This is a genomic window from Pantoea ananatis PA13 (genome assembly GCF_000233595.1).
Lineage (GTDB): Bacteria > Pseudomonadota > Gammaproteobacteria > Enterobacterales > Enterobacteriaceae > Pantoea > Pantoea ananatis.
Genome location: NC_017554.1, coordinates 3,679,553 through 3,696,214 on the forward strand (window position 1 = coordinate 3,679,553; position 16,662 = coordinate 3,696,214).

Consider the following 16,662-nt stretch of genomic DNA (forward strand, 5'->3'; position numbering starts at 1 on the left):
GATGGATATACTGACCATTGCTGTGGTCGAATGTTGAGATAAATGTTTTAGCGCGAAGTTCCTCGAAAAGTTTTAGGCAAAGGTAAAAATTTATTCGCGCTCTTTACAATTCTCTGCTTATTCCACCGCCATCAAACGACGGTACTCATCCCAGGCATAGAGATCGGTCATGCCGCTAATGTAATCCTGAATCAGACGAAAGCGATAATAACGTTCCCATAACAAACGCTCATATTTGTGTTCAACAACCAGCGTGCGCATTTTATACAGATAGGCTTTTCTGTGCTTTCCGGAAAGTTTATGGAAAAGACGTGTCTCAATCGGATGGTTGCGCAAAAAATCTTCATTTATCAGTGTAGTAAAGTCTTCATAATTCAACATCATTAACGGTTGGTATATTTCAAGCAACCCCTTTATGACGCGATAACCCTGCAGCTCCAGCTGTTCAACTTCGGAATGATTAAACACCTGCTGCCGTGCTACAGTTTTAAATATTTGTAATAAACGCCCCTCTTCGCCGCCATCTTCTAATAATGCATGGTTGAAGTTTCCGTCAAAAATAGCGGGCAGATTGTCGATAAAACGTTTAACGGCATAGGTGACCAGAACGTTCTGAACATTAACCCGGAGGGACATGAAAAATTGATCGCTTCGGCTGCGGCGTTTTTTACTTCCTGCTTCGCGCCAGGCCTCACCTACGGTACGGCTGAACGCATCATTGTTATTTATTGGCCCCCAGGCTTTGCTGAGGAATTCATACAAACTGTCGACATTGAAAATGGCTTTTTCGACGGCGTCATCCAGATCGGCAATACAATATGAAATGTCATCAGCCGCTTCCATGATATAGGTCAGCGGGAAGCGATGATGCTCCGTCAGATGCGTCGCGGCACGGAGATCGCTGATATATTCCCGCTCAGACAAATAAAAGCCCGGCTTTTTCATTAATACGCTAAATTCGGCCGGTTTCTCACCCTGCCACCATGCCGGCGCGGTATATTTAAGAATACAGGCCACCTGAGAGTAGCTCAGGTTGAGCTGCAGCAAGGTGTGCACCATACGGATCGCCTGGGCATTGCCTTCAAAATGGCATAAATCCTGACGAATCATAGCGTTCATTTGATCAAAGGACTGTCGCTGCTCTTCGCTTTCGACGCCAGCCACCAGCGGATCGACCAGTTCGGCAGCCAGATTATCTTCAAACCAGTCGTTAATGGCAGCTTCGCCAAAATGCCCGAACGGAGGATTCCCGACGTCATGCAACAGACACGCCATTTCGACCAGACTTTCAAAGGCCCCTTCCATGTCGTCCAGTCCATATTTTGCCAGCCCACCCTGCATTTTTAAGGTTTGCAGAATCTCTTTGCTGATATATCGACCGGTTTGCTGCACTTCAAGCGAATGCGTCAGGCGTGAACGGACGGCGGCATTGCGCTCAAGCGGAAAGACCTGGGTTTTTTGTTGCAGTCGGCGAATGGCCGCCGAATTAATGATGCGTCCACGATCGCTTTCAAAATGGCGGGTAATAAAATATTCACCTTGCGGATCTTTACGGTTGCTATAAGGGCGAGTGAAGCTGATCTTCTTCCTGAAATTGATCGCCGCCATACCTGTCCCCTTATTTTTTCGTGAAATGATCCCGTCAGTGCCATGATAGACTATGCCCGATTTTTACATTCATTACATTAGCGAGACGCAAAATGAAAGCAGGCATCATTGGCGCAATGGAGCAGGAAGTGACCCTGCTGCGTGACAAAATTGAAAATCGTCAGACTCTGTCTCTGGCGGGCTGTGAAATTTACACTGGCACACTCAATGGTGTTGACGTTGCCTTGCTGAAATCAGGCATTGGTAAAACCTCGGCAGCTCTTGGCACCACGCTGTTGCTGCAGCTGTGTAAACCCGATCTCGTTATTAATACCGGTTCCGCAGGCGGTTTAGCCCCGACGTTAGCCGTAGGTGACATCGTGGTGTCGGAAGAAGTGCGCTATCACGATGCCGATGTGACCGCGTTTGGCTATGAGCCGGGCCAGATGGCAGGTTGTCCGGCTGCCTTTACGGCTGACAGCACCCTGATTTCCGAGGCGGAAGCCTGCATTAAGCAGCTCAACCTGAACGCGGTTCGCGGCCTGGTGGTGAGCGGCGATGCGTTTATCAACGGGGCTGAGCCCCTGGCGCGCATCCGGGCGACTTTCCCACAGGCTATTGCGGTTGAAATGGAAGCGACCGCCATTGGCCATGTCTGTCATCAGTTCCAGGTGCCTTTTGTGGTCGTCAGAGCGATTTCCGACGTGGCCGATAAGGAATCACACCTGAGTTTTGACGAGTTTCTGAGCGTCGCGGCCAGCCAGTCGTCACTGATGGTTGAAAATTTGCTGGCCCGTCTGGCTCGTGGCTAAACGGCTGTTGTTGTGCTGGCTGCTGCTGTTGAGCAGCAGCCTGTATGCTGCCCCACCCCGCGTCATCACCCTTGCTCCCCATCTGACTGAGCTCGCCTTTGCCGCAGGTATTACCCCGATTGCGGTCAGCGCCTGGTCCAGCTATCCGCCTGAAGCAAAAAACATTGAACAGGTCGCTAACTGGCAGGGCATCAATCTTGAACGTATTTTGCAGCTTAAACCCGACGTAGTGTTGGCGTGGCGCGGCGGCAATCCGCAGCGTCAGGTAGACCAGCTGCAGCAGTTGGGTATTAAGGTTGAATGGGTCAATGCCGCAACGCTGGATGGCATGATTGATGCACTGGCAGGATTAGCAAAGTGGAGTCCAGCTCCGCAACGTGCCGCACAAGCCGCCGAGGAGCTGCGCCAGCAGGAAGCGGCTTTGCGGGAGCGCTACCACACACAACATCCCGTTCCCGTCTTTCTGCAGTTTGGCTTTTCGCCTATGTTTACCGCGGCTAAGGCGACGCTGCAAAACGATATCATCAGGCTGTGTGGCGGGCAGAATATCTTTGCCGACAGTGCGGTGAACTGGCCCCAGGTGAGCCGGGAACAGGTGCTGATGCGCCATCCGCAGGTCATCGTCACAACAGGTGATGCACAGCAGGCGAGTCACACGGCGCAGTTCTGGCGACCGCAGCTTAACGTCAGCGTGATTGCCATTAACGACGACTGGCTCAGCCGTCCGGGACCGCGCATCCTGTTAGCCGCCGACCAACTGTGTAAAGGCCTGCACCCGGTTAAATAATGCTGTCGGTTCTGCATGCGTTACACCGTCAACTAAAGAAATCACCCTGACTGCCGTTAATTTTAAGTATGAGACACGTGCCACGTATGCCCGATGTCCGTTTTAGCGCTTAGCGCATTCGACTACACCAGGAATTTAAATATGACCAAAGCACCGCTTCTGGCCATAGGGCTTCTGATCGCGCAGCAGGCCTACGCGGGATCGACGACCGGCTCGATTAACGTCAGACTCGTCATCTATTCACGTTGTGAAGTTAACCGTTCAATGGGGCAGTCTGTGCCGCAGGTTGAGTGCGGTCGTCAGATAAACGCACAGCCGCGCGTGACACAAACGGTGTTAAAGCGACAGGGAAGCAGCGGGACGAACGATCGTCTGGTGACGGTTGAATGGTAGCCGAGGCCGCCCGCTGAGGCGGCCCGATAATCAGATACTGAATGACGACCCGCAGCCGCAGGTGGTTTTGGCGTTAGGGTTGGTGACGATAAAGCGCGATCCTTCCAGCCCTTCCGTGTAATCCACAGAACCGCCCACCAGATACTGCAGGCTCATGGGATCAACCACCAGCGAGACGCCCTGCTTTTCAATGGTCATGTCGCCGTCGTTCATTTGATCGTCGAATGTAAAACCATACTGAAAGCCGCTGCAACCACCACCAGTGATATACACACGCAGCTTCAGTGCCGGGTTCTCTTCGTCAGCAATCAGATTCTTAACTTTTTTGGCTGCTGCGTCGGTAAACTGCAACGGCAGTGCTACTACTTCATCACTCATGAGTTACTCCGTAAACGTCCGGGTCAGAAAACGACCTCAATATTGCTATTATCTGCCAGCGACCCGGCGCAATCAAGCTTTCAGCTTCGCACTCTGTGCCGGATTCACTTTGATGATTATAGCGGCCTTTCGTCAGCAGCCCCTCTTCCGTAGAATAGCCCGATATTTTATGAACTGCTGGAGCCGAAAATGAGTAAGTCTGAAGAACTGTTCGCCGAAGCACAACGCCTGATCCCCGGCGGTGTGAACTCGCCGGTACGGGCGTTTACCGGTGTGGGTGGCGTTCCGCTGTTCATTGAGCATGCTGACGGTGCATATCTTTATGACGCCGACGGTAAAAAGTACATCGACTATGTTGGGTCATGGGGCCCCATGGTGCTGGGACATAACAATGATGGCATTCGTCAGGCCGTGATTGAGGCTGCCCAGCGCGGCCTGAGCTTCGGGGCACCAACCGAGATGGAAGTCACCATGGCGCAGCTGGTGTGTAAACTGGTTCCCAGCATGGAAATGGTGCGGATGGTGAACTCCGGCACCGAAGCCACCATGAGCGCGATTCGTCTGGCGCGCGGTTTTACCGGTCGCGACAAAATCATCAAGTTTGAAGGGTGCTACCACGGTCATGCCGACCATCTGCTGGTGAAAGCCGGTTCCGGTGCGCTGACGCTGGGGCAGCCTAACTCACCGGGCGTGCCCGCCGATTTTGCCAAGCATACGCTGACCTGTACATATAACGATCTGGATTCGGTGCGCGCTGCGTTTGAACAGTATCCGCAGGCTATCGCCGCTATTATTGTCGAGCCCGTGGCCGGAAACATGAACTGTATTCCGCCCCAACCCGAATTCTTACCCGGCCTGCGCGCGCTCTGTGATGAGTTTGGCGCACTGCTGATTATCGATGAAGTGATGACGGGTTTTCGCGTTGCCCTGGGCGGTGCGCAAGAGTACTACAACGTTAAACCGGATCTCACCTGCCTCGGCAAAATCATCGGTGGCGGTATGCCGGTGGGTGCTTTTGGCGGCCGTCGCGAAGTCATGGAGGTACTGGCACCGACCGGACCGGTTTATCAGGCGGGTACGCTGTCCGGTAACCCTGTCGCTATGGCTGCCGGCTATGCCTGCTTAACCCAGATTGCCCAGCCGGGCATGCATGACAAACTCAATCGTCTGACCTCACAGTTAGCGCAGGGACTGCTCGACGCGGCAAAACAGGAAAATATTCCGGTGGTGGTGAATCAGGTTGGCGGCATGTTTGGCCTGTTCTTTACCGATGCCGACAGCGTCACCTGCTATAAAGATGTGACGCAGTGCGATGTTGAACGCTTCAAGCGCTTTTTCCACCTGATGCTTGAAGAAGGCGTTTACTTTGCGCCGTCCGCCTTTGAAGCCGGCTTTATGTCGCTGGCGCACAGCGCAGAGGACATTCAGCATACTGTCGATGCCGCCCGTCGCTGCTTCGCTAAGCTGTAAAAAATGCAGACCGGCAAACGCCGGTCTTTTTTTTAACGAGCGCGCCGCAATAACCAAATAAAATAGGGTGCCCCTAAAAATGTGGCCATCAATCCCGCCGGAATTTGGTTTGGGAACGCCACCATTCGCCCACACCAGTCAGCTATCATCATTAAACCTGCGCCAAGCACACCCGACAGTAACAGCTGCGGCAACGCGCGACGGAACCCCAGCATGCGCGCCATGTGTGGTGCCATCAGCCCCACGAAGCTCAATGGCCCAATCGTCAGCGTGGCACTGGCCGTTAAGGCCGCGGCCAGCAGCAGCAGCGCCAGCCGCGAGGCGGTGAGCGCCATGCCGGCCGAGCGCGCCGTGGCGCTTCCCAAAGGCAGCAGCGTGAGCCAGCGGCTGGCCAGCGGCGCTAACGACACCAGCACGACTGCACAGCCTGCACTTTGCAGCGCCTGGGTGGCACTGACGTTATAGGTTGAGCCGGAGATCCAGGTCAGTAAACCCGACATCCGGGGATCGCCACTGGCCATCAACAACATCAGAATGGTGACAAAAGCGCTGTTTAACGCCATCCCGGCCAACAGCATGCGTTCGGGTGAAAACCCGCCACGGCTGGCAACCAGCATAATGATCGCCAGGGTTACCGCTGCGCCCAGCGCACCGGCAGGCAACAGAAACGCCAACGCATTACCGGGTACCAGGAATAACATCACGACCACACCACAGGCCGCCCCGGAACTGATGCCCAAGACTTCCGGGCTGGCCATCGGGTTACCGGTCAGTCGCTGAATCAGGCTACCGGCTACGCCCAGCATTAAGCCTACCGCCAGGGCCGCCAGCACACGCGGTGCGCGCCACGGAAGCAGCGCATTGAGCATGTCACCCTGGGTCCAGATCCAGCCTTGCGCGTCCCGTCCAAACGCCAGACAGAGCCAGGCCAGCATGCCTAACACCACCAGACCGGTCAGGCTCCAGCGCAGAAAATGATGACGTTCAACCGGCACGCTGTCGCCCTGATCCAGTGCGGGGGGAACGGACCCCGTCCGCAGGCGCGGGAGCAGCCAGAGCAGAATCGGCACGCCCAGTAACGCCGTCACCGTGCCGGTGGAAACCTCGCGCCAGTGCGTCGTAAGCCACAGGACGCAGGCATCCGCCAGCCACAGCAGCAATGCGCCAATCAGCGGAGCCAGCAGCATGCGGCTCAGCAAGCGGCGTCCACCGAGCAGCCTTGCCAGCAGCGGCGCAAACAGGCCGATAAAACCAATGATGCCGGCGACGCTCACCAGCTGTGCGCTCAGCAGTATTGCCAGCGCCAGAATCGCTAGCCGGGTGACGGACAGGGCCAGACCGAGGTTTTTTGCCACGCCATCGTCCAACCCCATGAGCGTCAGCGGCCGCAGAAGCGCCAGTGACAGTATCAGCGCCAGCACCAGGCGCGGCCAGAGCTGGGTAACGCTGTCCCAGCTCATCTGGTTCAGTGCGCCCGTGCTCCACAAAAACATATTTTGCAACTGGTCGTGATTGAAGATGGCGAAGATCTGATTAACCGCCCCGCTGTAGAGACTCAGGACCAGCCCTGCCAGAATCAGGGTAACGGGCGATAAGCGTTTACTCCAGGCCACGCTAAAGACCAGCGCCCCCACCAGCAACGCACCACCTGAGGCGGCAAGCTGCTGGGTGAGTGCTCCGCCCGGCAGGTGCCACAATGTGGCGACGGTGATCCCCAACTGTGCGCCGGATGAAACCCCTAGCGTTCCCGGTTCCGCCAGCGGGTTTCGCAGTACCTGTTGAAACAGCAAGCCCGCTAATCCCAGACCGGCACCCACCAACAGCGCCAGCGCCCAGCGCGGCAGCAAACTGTAGTGAAACACCATCTGCTGGACATTAGCGGTATCCGGTGACCACAAGGCCTGAGTCCACTGCCCCGGAGGCAGGGCCTGCTGAAGGTTTATCGCGGTGAGCGCCAGCGCGAGCAGAAACAGGACGCTCAGCACAGTGACAGGAAAATAACGATGCCGCATCAGACCTTCTCCAGCGCATGTTCCAGCACGCGTATAAAATGCAGGGCCGACAATGTTGCCCCGTAGTACCAGACCGCCGGTACGCGTTGAAAATGACCGCTTTGGACAAAAGGCATTGCCTGCCACAGCGGGCTGCGCGACAGCTGCTGCATAACGGCCGCATTGTCGTGGTCGAAGCAGATGGCTTCGACATCGTGAAACGCCGCCAGCCTTTCCAGGCCAATCACTGAACTTCCCCAGAAATTGGTTTCTCCCTGCCAGGCATTCTTCAGGCCAAGCCGTTCCATGACTTCAAGGAATAAGCTGTTCTTACCGAAGGTGATGGCATGGCGGCTGTCAAGCAGTGACATCAGCAAGATAGCGCGTCCGGCATAGGGAGCCAGACGCTGACGGGCTGCGGCGATTTCCGCATCCACGTATTGCAGATGCGCTTCAGCCTGAGCTTCCCGCCCCAGCCTGGCCCCGAGCGCGCGCAGCGAGACACGCGCGCGCGACAAGGGTTTACCGTCGCCGCCGTGCAGGTCAAACCCCATAATGGGCGCAATACGCTGGAGTTTCTCTTTAGGCGGTCCATAGCCGTTTGAACAGAGAATCAGGGAGGGATGCATCTGGGTCATCAGTTCAAGGTTAGGCTCGGTACGCAGCCCAACATCCACCACGCCGGCAGGCAAGGCTGGCTGCCCGACCCAGATATTATAATTATGCACATCGGCGACCCCAAAGGGCTTAACGCCTAACGCCAGCAGCAGTTCGGTGGGTAACCACTCCAGCGCGATGATGCGAGCGGGATCGGGCTGCGCCGCCTGGAGTGAAAAGGGGCTCATAAGTGGCGATAACGCCATCGCCATCATCAGGCGACGGCGGAATAAATCGGGCATTATCCTGTCCTTAACACACAAAGCTCACCGGCGCGCCGCCGCCAGGATGGGGAAAGATCCCCATTGGAATACCATAGATATCCTGCAAAACGTCCGCCTGCATGATGTGCTCCGGGCCGCCTTGCGCGATAAGCCCGCCGCCACGTAATGCCACCAGATGGTCGCAGTAACGGGCCGCCATGTTGATGTCATGCAATACGGTAATGACGGTTAAGCCATGCTCCCGGCTCAGCGTCTGAATCAGGGCCAGCACGTCCACCTGGTGGGCAATGTCCAGTGCGGAAGTGGGTTCATCCAGCAGCAGACAGCGGCTGTTTTGCGCCACCATCATCGCCAGCCAGGCCCGTTGCCGTTCCCCACCCGATAAGCTGTCTACCAGACGAGAGGCAAAAGGCGTTAATCCGACGAGCGAAATCGCCTGCTCAACGCGTGCCCGGTCCTCCTGACTGAAACGTCCCAGCGCCCCATGCCAGGGGTAACGCCCGATGGCCACCAGCTCACGCACCGTCATGCCTTCGGCAGCCGGTAACTGCTGCGGTAAATAGGCGACCTCACGGGCAAACACTTTGCTTTTTAAGCTCTCTACAGGCCGACCATTAAGGAGCACCCGGCCTTCGCTGGCCGCGTGATGCCGTCCCAACATTTTTAACAGCGTGGATTTGCCTGAACCGTTATGACCTATCAGTGCGGTCACTTTGCCTGGTGTAAAAGAGAGAGACAGCGGCTGGAGAAGCGTGCGACCGGGTACACGAAAGCTGGCATTCTCCAGTTGGAAGGTCGTTTGTTGATGCTGCGGAAGCTGCATGGTAATCCCTGTAAACGGGCGCCGGAGCGCCCTCATCTATCAGAACCGGAACGTGGCGGTACCTGTAATCTGCCGTTCTGCGCCCCAATAGCACGCATACTCACGGTAACAACTGGCAACGTAGTCGCGGTTAAACAGGTTGTTAACGTTAACGCCTACCGTTGAGCCAGGCAAACCAAAACGTCCTAAATCATATTTCAGTGCAGCATCGACAGTGGTATAACCCGCCACGCTAAAGTTCTGGTTGACATCAGGACCTGTGCTATACAGCCCCTGACTTTCGCCCACGTAACGGACGCCCGCTCCGACCGTGACGCCTGACAGCGCGGTTTCGTGGAAGGTATAGTCACTCCACAGTGACGCCATGTGTTTGGGCACCTGTACCGGGGTTTTGCCCTGGAGCTGGGTATCTTCCGTATACTCGGCATCGGTATAGGTATAAGAGGCCGTCAGGTTTACGTTGGCGTTTAGCGCCGCTTTGGCTTCCAGTTCCACACCGCGAGAACGGATTTCGCCGCTCTGGATGCTGGCAAACGGATGCAATGGGTTGGGATCTGCCGTCAGATTTTTGGTCTTAGTCAGTTCATATACCGCGGCTGTCATGACGATTGGCCGATCTTTCGGTACATATTTCACACCGGCTTCATACTGCTTAGCCCGAGAAGGATCGAACGCGTTCCCCTCATACGTCGAGCCCGCATTAGGAAGGAAGGCTTCGCTGTAGCTGAAGTAAGGTGCGATACCGTTATCGAATACGTAGTTCAGACCGCCGCGCCAGGTAAAGGCCTGATCGTTTTGACGATCGAGATTACCGTTATAGCGGTTGTATACTGACGTCATGGCGTAATCATATCGGCCACCTAACGTCAGAACCCAGCGATCCCACTCCATCTGATCCTGCGCATACAAACCTGTCTGGCGCTGTTTATTTAAGTGCTTGTAGGGTTCAGCATAGGGCGAAGTCGTATCATTGCCATATTGCGGGTTAAACGGATTTAACGCTGTTGCCGTACCGAACTGTGCGTCAATATCATTACGGGTACGCTGGAAATCAACGCCAAGCAATAAGGTATGAGCGAGTTCACCGGTGGCAAATTTAGCCTGTACCTGATTGTCCACAGCAAACTGGTTCAGCTTCTCTTTGGAAAGTGCTGAATTGCGCGTAATCAGCTGCGTGTCCGGATTATAACCAAAGCCGTAAATACTGCGGTAATCCGTGGTTAACTCGGCATAGCGCAGATTCTGACGCACCGTCCAGGTATCATCAAAACGGTGCTCGAAGCTGTAGCCCAGCATTTTGGTGTTGCGTGAGATGCGGTTGCTCTTCTCGCCCTCATCAAAGTTGGTCGGCAGTTTGTACTGGCTGCCATCAGGCCGGGTGATCGGCACAACGGTCCCTTCACGCGGCAGCCAGCCGTAGTAGCCGGTGTCCGGCTCGTTCTGGAAATAGGTCAGCAGATCTAAACGGGTATTTTCATCCGGACGCCAGCTGAATGAAGGGGCGATAGTGTAACGCTTTTGTTTATTATTCGCCTGTTGGGCATCCTGGCTGCTGGCCTGGCCTGTCAGGCGATAGCTGTATACGCCCGCATCGTCTATGGCACCGCCAAAGTCAAAACCGGTGGAGTAAAGATTATGGTTGCCCATCTGGAACTGGACTTCGCGCAGCGTTTCCTGAGTGGGACGCTTGCTGACTAAAGCGACAACACCGCCGGGATTGCTTTTACCGTACAGCACGGAAACCGGACCGCGCAGCAGTTCAGCCCGCTCCAGAAAATAGGGATCGATAGCGAATTCAGAGTAGTTGTCACCCTGCAGCTTCAGCCCATCAAGATACTGATTGGTGTTGGTTTCGCTAAAGCCGCGAATCGACAGCGCGTCAATGACCGAAGAGCTGCCGCGGTTGCCGGTGAGTACGCCAGGCGTATAGTTAAATGCCTGCTTGACGCTGCTGACGTTGCGCATCTCCATCTCTTCACGCGTGACCACGGAAACCGACTGCGGGTTCTTTTCAATCGGCGTATCCGTTTTGGTACCGGTAGCGCTGCGTTTCGCAGCAACGGTGGCCGCCGGTCCCCACGGATTTTCCTGCCCGACAGCGGCACCACCGTTGGCCGAAACCACCACCGTTTGTTCGGCGAAGGCCAGCGAACTTGCGCCGCCGGAAAGCAGCGCAATCATCAGTGCCAGAGGGCGACGGGTAAATAACCTTTGTGGGAAACCAAAAGTGGTAGTGCGCGCAGTCATGAAGGTGTCTCTCAAATGGGGATGAATAAGCGAATCGAAACGATAATGATTATTATAACGTTTCGATAATATGCGAGATCCAACATTTTCTGCAAGCGGAATTCCCTTCAGTGGCGCTGTTTGTCGCTCGATTCCTTCATCATCAGCAGGCACAAAAAAAGGCACCGGAGTGCCTTTTTTTAACCGCTTTTAGCCGGTTATTTACCAAACATATCTTTTATCCAGCCCGCAACGCCATCACTGTCTTTCTGTTCCTGTTGTTGCTGCTGTTGCAATTGTTGCTGCTGCATTTGCTGCTGCTGAACCTGCTGCTGCTGCTGTTGACACAGCGCGTTGGGATCCAGCGCCCAAACCGGTAGCGAACGCCAGGTGCTGCTGCCCGAGCCACAAACAAAGTTGCCTGCCGAATCTATATTCATCATCGTGACATCTTCAGGCGGCGTCAGCTGCAACGGCATGGGTGCCTGGTTATCAAGATAGCGACGATAGATCTGCATGGCGCCGCTGGCACCGTACAGTTTGGTGGGCTGGTTGTTATCACGCCCTACCCAGGTTATCGCTACTTCTTTACCGTCGATGCCCGCAAACCAGCTGTCGATCAGGTCGTTTGTGGTGCCTGTTTTACCTGCCAGATGCGCATTCGGGAAACGCGCGCCCAGGGCGCGCGCTGTACCGTGATCGGCAACCTGCTGCATCGTGTAGAGCGTTAAATAGGCCGCCTGCGCCGGTTCAACCCGCTGGGCCTGTGGGAAGCTCTGGTACAGTACGGTTCCGTCTTCCGCAATGACGGAGCGCACTGCAGACAGATCGGCACGATTCCCTCCGCTGGCAATCGACTGGAACGCCTGGGCAACTTCAACCGGCGTCAGGTTGAGTGCGCCCAGCAGCATAGCCGGCACCGGGTTGAGCTGATCTTTTGGCACGCCCAGTTTGGTCCAGGTATCCACCACTGCATTGAGCCCCAGCGTCATGCCCAGGTTCACCGTTGGCACGTTCATAGAGTTGGTTAACGCGTCCACCAGCATAACTTTGCCACTGAAGCGGCGGTCGTCATTCATGGGTTTCCAGACGCTGCCGTTGGGCTGTTTCAGCGCAATAGGTTCGTCGGCGATCCATGTATTCAGCCGGTACGTATTCGGCTGGCTCAGTGCGGTAAGATACGTCGCGGGTTTCGCCAGAGAACCAATTGAACGGCGAGCCTGTAACGCACGGTTATAGCCTGCAAACTGCGGATCGGCGCCGCCGACCATCGCGCGAACTTCACCCGTGAAGCGGTCAACGACCACCATTGCGGTTTCCAGATCTTTCAAACCGCGCTGCTTTTTCAGGGTGGGAATACCGTCGATCACCGCTTTTTCAGCGGCATCCTGTGAGACCGGATCTAACGTGGTGAAAATTTTCACACCCGACAGATCTTTGACCTTGTCGCCCAGCTTCGCCTGCAGCTCATTGCGTACCATTTGCATAAAGGCAGGCTGAGGCGTGATCACACCGCCTTTCGGTTGCACGCCTAACGGACGGGCTGACAGCATGTCATACAGTTCCTGGTCGATGACTTTCTGCTGCTGCAGTAAGCGCAGAACCAGATTGCGTCGTTCCAGCGCCAGCTTCGGGTTACGCCATGGATTATAGAGCGAAGCGCCTTTTACCATGCCAACCAGCATTGCCTGCTGATCGAGGCTCAGTTCATCTACCGGTCGGCCAAAGTAGTAAAGGCTGGCCAGGGGGAAACCACGAATCTGATCGTTACCTGCCTGGCCGAGGTACACCTCGTTAAGGTAAAGCTCCAGAATGCGATCTTTACTGTAACGGGCGTCCATGATCACGGCCATATAGGCTTCACGCGCTTTACGCCACAGTGAACGCTCGTTGGTCAGGAACAGGTTTTTTACCAGCTGCTGAGTCAGCGTGCTGCCGCCCTGCACCGCTTTACCTGCCGTAATATTCGCGACGAAGGCACGACCGATAGAATAGGGGCTGATACCGTCATGCTCGTAAAAATGGCGATCTTCGGTGGCAATCAGCGTATCAACCAGCAGATCCGGGAAACCCGCACGGGGCACAAACAGGCGTTGTTCACCGTTGGGTGACTGCAGCATGGTAATCAGACGTGGATCAAGACGGAAGAAACCAAAATCACGTCCGGTTTCAACGTTTTTAATCTCGCTGAGTTCATCTTTGCTAAAGGTCATACGGGCATGGATCTGCCCCTCTTTGCTGTCCGGAAAATCAAACGGACGGCGCAACAGTTCAATGGTGTTGCCCTTGACCGAGAACTCACCCGGGCGCGTAATACGTGAAACTTCACGGTATTGCGTGCCTTCAAGCAGCGCGATCATTTCACTTTTGTTGTAGGCCATGCCAGGTTCAAGGCTGACCATACGACCGTATACGGCGGCGGGCAGTTGCCAGACTTTCCCGTCTATACGGCTGCGAATTTCCGAGTCGAGGTATACGCCCCACGCGGCCATTACCACCACAAATACCAGGAACAGCTTAATTAACCATCCCAGCCAACGGCGTTTGCCGCGCGGCGGTTTTCCACCTTTACCTTTACGTGGCACCGGCGCTTCCTCCTCGTAGTCATCATCAAAATCGTCCTGAGCATCGTCATCGATGTCTCTGCGCCGCCCACGGCGGGCGCTACTGCGCGGTGGCAGCGGTTTTCCTTTGCGCCCAATAGGTTCGCGATCGTTCCCAGACATGCGTTTTATTCTCCAGGCATAGCTTACGGCTGCGCCGCTACTCTAACTGCTTTCTTCACTGTCGCATGGCAGAACCCTCTGAATTAACCTGAGGTTCCGCCCTGTGACGTATTCTTTTTTGTCCGCCTTGTCGGCAAGGCAGAGGCAGGATCGTCAGGCCAGAGATGTTTGGGATAACGCCCTTTCATCTCTTTTTGCACGTCCGCATAGGCACCCCGCCAGAAGGCCGCAAGATCGCGGGTGATCTGTAAAGGGCGCTGGGCGGGCGATAACAGCTCCAGTACCAGTGGAACCCGCCCTTCTGCCACGGTCGGATTGCTGGCTTCGCCAAACATTTCCTGGATGCGTACCGCCAGTGCAGGCGGTTTATCCGCATCATAGCGGATGGGCAGCCGACTTCCGGTGGGCACAGTGTAATGAGTTGGCAGCACAGTATCCAGCCGCTGACGTTGTGACCATGTGAGCAAATGTAAGAGCGCGCTGACAAGGTTCACGGACTGTAAACTCTTCAGGTCGCGCACTCCGCTCATCTCAGGCAGAAGCCAGTGTTCGAGCGACTCAAGCAGGCTGGCATCATCAACCTGAGGCCATGGCTCCTCGGGTAACCATTGGGCCGCACACTGAATGCGCAGGCGCAACTGCCCGGACGCCGGCGTCCAGCCCAACACCGAGAGTCCTTTTTTACTGATCCACCGTAGCATGGCCGCCTGCAGTACTTCTGCATCGGGCCGGGCAAGCGGTTGGGTTTTCAGGACCAGTTCGCCAATCTGCTCACGCCGCAACGTGCGCAGTGTGCCTTTCTCCTCATCCCATTCCACCTCGGTACGCTGTTCAACGAGCAGCGGACACTGTTGCGTCAGGGTATCAATATCGACGGGCATGGCCAGCAGGATGCGCGCGTCCGGCGCGCTGCTGCCCTGTAACAATGTGGGCGCGATTAACCATTCGTAACGCGTCAGTGCCTGTTGTTCGTCCAGCATCGCGCCCAGTCCGTTAGCGAGCTGATACCGGCCGCTGTTATCGCGACGTCGTGCCAGGCGATCGCTGAATCCAGCGGTCAGCAGCGCGGCAAACCGGTCTTCGTCCACCCGGCCACCGAGGACGCCGATGCGTTTTTGCCAGTGCTGTGCGCGGCGTTGCCACTGAGGCGATGGACGATAAAGCGCGTCACGTAAATCGACGCTGGCGCTGCGAGGAGGATCTTCCAGAATGGCCACCAGCAAGGCCGCGCTGGCAACGGCATCAGCGTCGCCGCCTGCCGCACATAACATCGCGCTAAGACGGGCGTCGCTGCCCAACTGCGCCATTCGTCGTCCCTGGGCATTAAGATGGCCCTGATCGTCCAGCGCCCCCAGCCGCAACAGCTGCTGCCGGGCCGCACGCAAATGCTTTTCCGGCGGCAGATCGATCCACTGTAGCTGATCGATACGGGTACATCCCCACTGCAGCAGCTCCAGCCACAGCGAGGTGAGATCGCTGTGCAAAATTTCCGCTTCGCTCTGCGCAGGCGCGCGTGAGGCCTGTTCCTGCGCTACCAGATGCAGGCAAATACCGGGCATGACACGTCCGGCTCGTCCGGCGCGCTGCGTCATGGAGGCCTGACTGACGCGCTGGGTCTGCAGCCGCGTCACACCGCTGCGGGCATCAAACAGCGCGCTTCGTTCCTGCGCGCTGTCCACCACCAGGCGAATGCCTTCAATTGTCAGGCTGGTTTCGGCGATGTTGGTCGCCAGCACCACTTTGCGGCGTCCGCTGGCGGCAGGCAGGATGGCCCGTTGCTGGGCCGCAAGGGGAAGTGCGCCATACAGCGGAGTCAGATCCACATCAGCGTCAACGCGCGCTTCCAGCTCTCGCTTTACCCGCTCGATTTCCGCAACGCCAGGCAGAAACAACAGCAGTGAGCCCGTTTCCTCTCGCAGCAACTGCGCGACTTCGCGCGCCACCGCCTCTTCAAACCGCAGAGTCTGGCTCAACGCCGTGTAGCGGCGTTCAACCGGGTAGCTCCGCCCTTCCGAGGTAATGAGAGGGGCATTCGGTAACAAGGCTGCCAGCCTGGCGTTATCGAGCGTCGCCGACATCAGCAGGATTTTCAAATCTTCACGCAACCCCTGCTGCACGTCCAGCAGCAGCGCCAGCGCCAGATCGGCCTGGAGGCTGCGCTCATGAAACTCATCCAGGATAACCAATGATACGCCGTCCAGCATGGGATCCTGCTGCAGCATTCGGGTCAGAATGCCTTCGGTCACCACTTCAAGCCGGGTCATCGGCCCTGCGCAGCTTTCGCCACGCATACGGTAGCCTACGGTCGCGCCGGGTTGTTCACCCAACTGTTCTGCCAGCCGTTGCGCCACATTACGTGCGGCAAGGCGACGCGGCTCCAGCATAATGATGCGTCCCGCTATCGCCTGATGCTGTAAAAGCTGAAGCGGCAACCAGGTGGATTTACCTGCGCCAGTGGGCGCGGCCAGCAGGATGTTTGAGGCGTCGTTAAGCGCGCTCAGAAGGTCAGGCAACACCGCGCTGACGGGTAGATCACTCACCGCAAACTCCACGAATGGCTGTGTTAAGATGGCGCGCATTGTAGCACT

Annotated in this window: 12 protein-coding genes; 4 read left to right on the forward strand and 8 right to left on the reverse strand. The window is 56.3% G+C overall.

The window, feature by feature from the left end:
* Positions 1 to 117: 117 nt before the first annotated feature.
* Positions 118 to 1,608 (reverse strand): dGTPase, encoded by a 1,491-nt coding sequence (gene dgt, locus PAGR_RS17525; protein WP_014606552.1) that lies wholly within the window; start codon positions 1,606 to 1,608, stop codon positions 118 to 120.
* Positions 1,609 to 1,700: 92 nt separating this feature from the next.
* On the opposite strand from dgt, the gene mtnN reads away from it, so the two are divergent.
* From mtnN to PAGR_RS17540, 3 genes are all read left to right on the forward strand, one after another.
* Complete coding sequence (gene mtnN / locus PAGR_RS17530; protein ID WP_014606553.1) at positions 1,701 to 2,399, forward strand: 5'-methylthioadenosine/S-adenosylhomocysteine nucleosidase; 699 nt, start codon at positions 1,701 to 1,703, stop codon at positions 2,397 to 2,399.
* Complete coding sequence (gene btuF, locus PAGR_RS17535; RefSeq protein WP_014606554.1) at positions 2,392 to 3,186, forward strand: vitamin B12 ABC transporter substrate-binding protein BtuF; 795 nt, start codon at positions 2,392 to 2,394, stop codon at positions 3,184 to 3,186. Before mtnN ends, btuF begins: the two co-directional genes overlap by 8 nt.
* Positions 3,187 to 3,327: 141 nt before the next feature.
* Complete coding sequence (locus tag PAGR_RS17540; protein ID WP_014606555.1) at positions 3,328 to 3,579, forward strand: hypothetical protein; 252 nt, start codon at positions 3,328 to 3,330, stop codon at positions 3,577 to 3,579.
* Between the two features lie 30 nt (positions 3,580 to 3,609).
* On the opposite strand, the gene erpA is transcribed toward PAGR_RS17540, so the two are convergent.
* Positions 3,610 to 3,957 (reverse strand): iron-sulfur cluster insertion protein ErpA, encoded by a 348-nt coding sequence (gene erpA, locus PAGR_RS17545; RefSeq protein WP_013024674.1) that lies wholly within the window; start codon positions 3,955 to 3,957, stop codon positions 3,610 to 3,612.
* Between the two features lie 189 nt (positions 3,958 to 4,146).
* On the opposite strand from erpA, the gene hemL reads away from it, so the two are divergent.
* Positions 4,147 to 5,427: a glutamate-1-semialdehyde 2,1-aminomutase gene (gene hemL, locus PAGR_RS17550; protein ID WP_014606556.1), complete on the forward strand. Its 1,281-nt coding sequence runs from the start codon at positions 4,147 to 4,149 to the stop codon at positions 5,425 to 5,427.
* Positions 5,428 to 5,459: 32 nt separating this feature from the next.
* Here the strand turns inward: hemL and fhuB are convergent, their stop codons facing one another.
* From fhuB to hrpB, 6 genes are all read right to left on the reverse strand, one after another.
* Positions 5,460 to 7,439, reverse strand: coding sequence for a Fe(3+)-hydroxamate ABC transporter permease FhuB (gene fhuB, locus PAGR_RS17555; RefSeq protein WP_014606557.1), 1,980 nt, complete (start codon positions 7,437 to 7,439; stop codon positions 5,460 to 5,462).
* The gene (fhuD, locus tag PAGR_RS17560) at positions 7,439 to 8,317 is read right to left on the reverse strand and encodes a Fe(3+)-hydroxamate ABC transporter substrate-binding protein FhuD (RefSeq protein WP_014592950.1); all 879 of its coding nucleotides are present in this window, start codon (positions 8,315 to 8,317) and stop codon (positions 7,439 to 7,441) included. Before fhuD ends, fhuB begins: the two co-directional genes overlap by 1 nt.
* Before the next feature lie 10 nt (positions 8,318 to 8,327).
* Positions 8,328 to 9,122 carry a Fe3+-hydroxamate ABC transporter ATP-binding protein FhuC gene (fhuC, locus tag PAGR_RS17565; protein WP_014606558.1) on the reverse strand — a complete coding sequence of 265 codons (795 nt, stop codon included), beginning with the start codon at positions 9,120 to 9,122 and terminating at the stop codon, positions 8,328 to 8,330.
* Between the two features lie 39 nt (positions 9,123 to 9,161).
* A complete protein-coding gene (gene fhuA / locus PAGR_RS17570; protein ID WP_026021066.1) occupies positions 9,162 to 11,369 on the reverse strand; it encodes a ferrichrome porin FhuA in 2,208 nt (735 codons plus the stop codon).
* A gap of 197 nt (positions 11,370 to 11,566) precedes the next feature.
* Positions 11,567 to 14,074, reverse strand: a complete 2,508-nt coding sequence (mrcB, locus tag PAGR_RS17575; protein ID WP_014606559.1) for a bifunctional glycosyl transferase/transpeptidase — start codon at positions 14,072 to 14,074, stop codon at positions 11,567 to 11,569.
* A gap of 83 nt (positions 14,075 to 14,157) precedes the next feature.
* On the reverse strand, positions 14,158 to 16,653 hold the full coding sequence (gene hrpB / locus PAGR_RS17580) for an ATP-dependent helicase HrpB (RefSeq protein WP_014606560.1): 2,496 nt from the start codon (positions 16,651 to 16,653) through the stop codon (positions 14,158 to 14,160).
* Positions 16,654 to 16,662 lie beyond the last annotated feature (9 nt).